Source organism: Vogesella oryzagri, from assembly GCF_040148885.1.
Classification (GTDB): domain Bacteria; phylum Pseudomonadota; class Gammaproteobacteria; order Burkholderiales; family Chromobacteriaceae; genus Vogesella; species Vogesella oryzagri.
Genome location: NZ_JBEFLD010000014.1, coordinates 1 through 4,924, shown reverse-complemented (window position 1 = coordinate 4,924; position 4,924 = coordinate 1). Strand labels below are relative to the sequence as shown.

Here is a 4,924-nt window from a genome sequence, read left to right as displayed (position 1 = left end):
CTGTTGTCCACCGCCTGGGCGAACAGGCCGGCAAAGGCGGCATCGAAAGCGGCCAACCTTTGGGTCAGCTCGGCGCGGCGGGTGATCAGCAGCAGCTCGTCCGGCGACTGCCACAGCAGCACGCCCGCGTCGCCGCTGGTGAACTGGCCGGCCGCCGGCACCGCGGCGCCGGTGACCTGGCTGATGGCGGCAGCGATGGCGGCATCCGCCAGCTCGCCACGAATCACGATGTAGCCCAGCAGCGGCAGTTCGTTGGTGCGCACCTGCTGCTTGTTGTCGACCAGCACGGTCTCGGCCGGCAGGTTGAAGTTCGCCAGCGGCGATTGCAGATAGGGTTGGAAGTTAGGCATGTTGACGCACCCCTTCTTGGTCGACGAATACGGAGGAAACCACCTTGGCCGGGTGCACCTTGCCACCCGCCCACACGTAGACGGTGTCGCCTTCGCGCTGGCTGCCGCCTTTCAGCACCGCCATGGCGATGGAACGGCCGAGGAAGGCGCTGTGGTAGCTGGAGGTGACATGGCCCTGCATATTGGCCGGCGGCGTGGCGTCCGGGGTGGACAGGATCTGCGCACCTTCGGCCAGCACCACTTTCGGGTCGGCGGTGTACAGGCCAACCAGCTGTTTGCGGTCGGAACGCGTGGTGTCGGAACGCGACAGCGAGCGTTTGCCGAGGAAGCTGAACGGCTTCTTCATGCCCACCGCCCAGCCCATGGCCAGATCGATCGGCGTCATCGAGCCGTCGGTGTCCTGACCGACGATGATGAAGCCCTTCTCGGCTCGCAGCACGTGCATGGTCTCGGTACCGTACGGGGTGATGCCGAATTCTTCACCGGCGGTCATCACCTGTTCCCACATGTAGTGGCCGTAGCTGGCATCGACGTTGATCTCGTAGGCCAGTTCGCCGGAGAAGGAGATGCGGAACACCTTGGCCGGGACGCCGGCCACGGTGCCTTCGCGCCAGTCCATGAACTTGAAGTTCTCTGCCGACAGGTCGATGTCGCTGCACAGTTTCTGCAGCACTTTGCGGCTGTTCGGCCCCACCACCGCGGTGGTACTCCAGTGGTCGGTGGTGGAGGTGAAGCGCACCTTCAGTTCCGGCCATTCGGTCTGGTGCCAGCGTTCCAGCCAGTTCAGCACGCGGGCGGCGCCACCGGTGGTGGTGGTCATGTGGAAGTGGTCGTCGGCCAGGCAGGCGGTGACGCCGTCGTCCATTACCATGCCGTTCTCGTCCAGCATCAGGCCGTAGCGGCACTTGCCCGGGTCCAGCTTGCTCCAGGCGTTGGAGTAGATGCGGTTGAGGAATTCGCGCGCATCCGGGCCCTTGACGTCGATCTTGCCGAGGGTGGAGGCATCCATCACGCCCACCGAGTTACGGGTGGCCAGGCATTCGCGGTCCACGGCCTGGTGCAGGGTTTCCTTGCCCTTGGGGAAGTACCACGGGCGCATCCACTGACCAACGGTCTCGAACAGCGCGCCACGCTTGAGGTGCGAGGCCTGCATCGCGGTGTAGCGGCGCGGCTCGAAGGTGTCGGCCTTGTGGCTGCCGGCCAGCGCCCCGAAGGTCACCGGGGTGTAGGCCGGGCGGTAGGTGGTGGTGCCGACCGCGGAGATCGGTTTGCCCAGCGCCTCGGCGGCGATGGCGAAGCCGTTGACGTTGGACAGCTTGCCCTGGTCGGTACCGAAGCCCAGCGCGGTGTAGCGCTTCACGTGTTCGATGGAGCGATAGTTCTCGCGCACCGCCAGGTGGATGTCGGCGGCGGACACGTCGTTCTGGAAGTCGATGAAGGCCTTGGCGCCGTGGCCCTCGGCCAGGCCGTCCGGCACGCGGAACAGGCGACGGGTAGCGGCCACGTCGTGCTCGCCCGCCTGCGGGCAGTCACCGTGGGTGCTGCGGCCGAAGCCGAGCAGCATGGCGCTGGTGGCGGCATGGGTCTGCGCCAGCGCGTCAGTCAGTTCCCAGCGACCGGTAATGGCGCCGGCACAGCTGATGCCCTGACGGCCCTCGTCCGGCACCACGAAGGACAGGCTTTCTTCCTTCCAGTACGGACGGCCGGTGTTGTGGCAGAACAGGTGCACGGTGGAGGTCAGGCCGCCGGAGGACAGCACGCTGTCGGCCGACAGGCGCGGGCCCTTGCCACGCACGGTGTTGGTGAACGGGTCCAGCTGTACCAGCTGCGCGCCGCTGACGGCAGTGCGGCCATGCACTTCGGCAATGCCGTAGCCCAGCATCAGCTCGACGCCGGCCTTCCTGGCCTGCTGCTGGCGCCAGTCGGCGGCACCGCGCAGGCGGGTATCGATCAGCGTGACATGGCTGCCGGCTTCGGCCAGGTCGCGGGCGGCGTCGTAGGCGGCATCGTTGTGCGTCATCAGCAGCACGTTGCGGCCAACGGCGACGCCGTAGCGGTTGAGATAGGTCTGGCCAGCGGCGGCGGTCATCACCCCCGGGCGGTCGTTGTTGCCGTAGACCAGCGGACGCTCGATGGCGCCGGCGGCCAGCACCACGTGGTGGGCGCGGATCTTGTGCAGGCGCTGACGCGGCTGGTTCGGATTGCGGCTGCCGATCGGCAGGTGGTCCTGGCACAGCTCCAGTGCCTGCACCAGGTTCTGCTCGTGCAGCGCGAAGGCGGTGGTGCGGCTCAGTACGGTGACGTTGTTCAGGCTGGCCAGTTCGGCCAGGCGCTCGCCCACCCACTGCATCGCCGGCTTGCTGTCGATCTGCGCGCTGGCGTCGGACAGCATCCAGCCGCCGGCTTCGTTCTGCTCGTCCACCAGCAGGGTCTTGAGGCCGGCACGACCGGCCAGGGTGGCAGCCCACAGGCCGCAGGCACCGCCGCCCACCACCAGCACGTCGACGTGGTGGTGCAGGTGGTCATAGTATTCCGGGTCGGCATCCACCGGCGCGCGGCCATAGCCGGCCGCCATGCGGATCAGTTTCTCGTACATCGGCCAGGCGGCTTTCACCGGACCCATGAAGGTCTTGTAGTAGAAGCCGGGCGGCATGAAGCGGCTGAAGGTACCGGCCAGGCCCTTCAGGTCGAAGTGCAGCGACGGGAAGCCGGTGGTGGTGGTGGCGGACAGGCCGTCATACAGCTCCACCTGGGTGGCTTTCAGGTCCGGCACGGTGTAGGCGCCGGTTTCCAGCTGGATCAGCGCGTTCGGCTCTTCCGAACCGTGGCCGATGATGCCGCGCGGGCGGCCGTACTTGAAGCTGCGGCCGATCAGCTTGACGCCGTTGGCAATCAGCGCCGAGGCCAGGGTATCGCCGGCGAAGCCCTGATGGCTCTTGCCGTCGAAGCTGAAGCGCACCGGCGCCTGGGTGTTGATGCGCTGGCTGTTACGGTGGACACGGTAGGCGCTCATGCTTCGCTCTCCTTCAGGTAATGCGCTTTGCCTTCTGCCAGCGTCCAGCTGCCGGCAATCTGGTAACTGGCGGTGTGGCGCTTGACGACGAACACCTTGCGGCAGCCGGCGGTGTGCTGCCATTGCTCCCAGAACCAGCCGCGGGTGTTCTTGCGCATGAACAGGTAGTCACCCCATTCCGCGTCGCTGGCGTCTTCCGGGTTGGCCGGGCGGGCGATATAGGCCTCGCCGGCATAGCTGAATTCTTCTTCCTCGCGGGTCGCCCCGCAGTGCGGACAGTGAAGCTGGAACATAAGGGGCTCTCCTAGTGCGCTACGCCGGCGGCGCCGTGTTCGTCGATCAGATGACCGGTGCTGAAGCGGTCCAGCGCGAAGGCGGCGTTCAGCGGGTGCGGTGCATCGTTGGCGATGGTGTGGGCGAACACGTGGCCCGAGCCCGGGGTGGCCTTGAAGCCACCGGTGCCCCAGCCGCAGTTGAAGTACAGCCCCTTCACCGGCGACTTGCCGATGATCGGACAGGCGTCCGGCGCCACGTCGACGATGCCGCCCCACTGGCGGTTCAGGCGCACGCGCGAGAAGCTGGGGAACAGCTCGATGATGGCGGCGGCAGTGTGCTCGATCACGTGCGGGCTGCCGCGCTGGCCGTAGCCCAGGTAGCTGTCGATACCGGCGCCGATCACCAGCTCGCCCTTGTCGGACTGGCTGACATAGCCGTGTACCGCGTTGGACATCACCACGGTGTCTAGGCACGGCTTCATCGATTCGGAGACGAAGGCCTGCAGCGGGTGGCTTTCCAGCGGCAGGCGCACCTTGGCCATCTTGGCCAGGGTGGAGGTGCTGCCGGCGGCGACACAGCCGACGCGGTCGGCGAACACGTCGCCCTGCGAGGTATGCACGCCCTTGATGCGGCCATCCTCGATGATCATGCCGGTGACTTCACACTGCTCGATCAGGTCCACGCCCAGCTCGCTGGCGGCGCGGGCAAAGCCCCAGGCCACCGCATCGTGGCGGGCTACGCCGCCGCGCGGCTGGTAGCTGGCGCCCATTACCGGGAAGCGGGTACTGGCCCCCACGTCCATCAGCGGCACGATGTCCTGGATTTCCTTCGGCGACAGGATCACGCCGTCGATGCCGTTGAGCACGTTGGCGTTGACGCGGCGCTCGATGTCGCGCATGTCCTGCAGGGTGTGGCCGAGGTTCATCACCCCGCGCTGGCTGAACATCACGTTGAAGTTCAGCTCCTGCGACAGGCCTTCCCACAGTTTGAGGGCATGCTCGTACAGGTGGGCGGATTCGTCCCACAGGTAGTTGGAGCGGACGATGGTGGTGTTGCGGGCGGTGTTACCGCCGCCGAGGTAGCCTTTCTCCAACACGGCGACGTTCTTGACGCCGTGGTTCTTGGCCAGATAGTAGGCGGTAGCCAGGCCGTGGCCGCCACCGCCGATGATGATCACGTCGTAACGTGGCTTGAGCTGCGGTGTACGCCAGGCCGGTTGCCAGGTTTCGTGATGTTTGAGCCCGTGTTTGAGCAGGCTCCAGAAGGAGTAACGGTTTGCCATGGA

Annotated in this window: 4 protein-coding genes; all 4 read right to left on the bottom strand. The window is 66.5% G+C overall.

What is annotated here, in order from left to right; translation table 11 throughout:
• Positions 1–350 (bottom strand): sarcosine oxidase subunit gamma family protein (locus ABNW52_RS18515; protein ID WP_349591145.1); only part of this gene is annotated, 350 nt, incomplete at its 3' end.
• On the bottom strand, positions 343–3,363 hold the full coding sequence (locus tag ABNW52_RS18510; protein ID WP_349591143.1) for a sarcosine oxidase subunit alpha family protein: 3,021 nt from the start codon (positions 3,361–3,363) through the stop codon (positions 343–345). The genes ABNW52_RS18515 and ABNW52_RS18510, both read right to left, overlap by 8 nt.
• Positions 3,360–3,656 carry a sarcosine oxidase subunit delta gene (locus tag ABNW52_RS18505; protein WP_349591141.1) on the bottom strand — a complete coding sequence of 99 codons (297 nt, stop codon included), beginning with the start codon at positions 3,654–3,656 and terminating at the stop codon, positions 3,360–3,362. The genes ABNW52_RS18510 and ABNW52_RS18505 overlap by 4 nt, the downstream gene beginning before the upstream one ends.
• An 11-nt stretch (positions 3,657–3,667) precedes the next feature.
• Positions 3,668–4,921, bottom strand: coding sequence for a sarcosine oxidase subunit beta family protein (locus ABNW52_RS18500; protein ID WP_349591146.1), 1,254 nt, complete (start codon positions 4,919–4,921; stop codon positions 3,668–3,670).
• Positions 4,922–4,924: the final 3 nt, after the last annotated feature.

Bases quoted from the DNA above. Each gene is read 5' to 3' on its own strand.
- ABNW52_RS18510 (WP_349591143.1), bottom strand. From the start codon at position 3,363: ATGAGCGCCTACCGTGTCCACCGTAACAGCCAGCGCATCAACACCCAG.
- ABNW52_RS18505 (WP_349591141.1), bottom strand. From the start codon at position 3,656: ATGTTCCAGCTTCACTGTCCGCACTGCGGGGCGACCCGCGAGGAAGAA.
- ABNW52_RS18500 (WP_349591146.1), bottom strand. From the start codon at position 4,921: ATGGCAAACCGTTACTCCTTCTGGAGCCTGCTCAAACACGGGCTCAAA.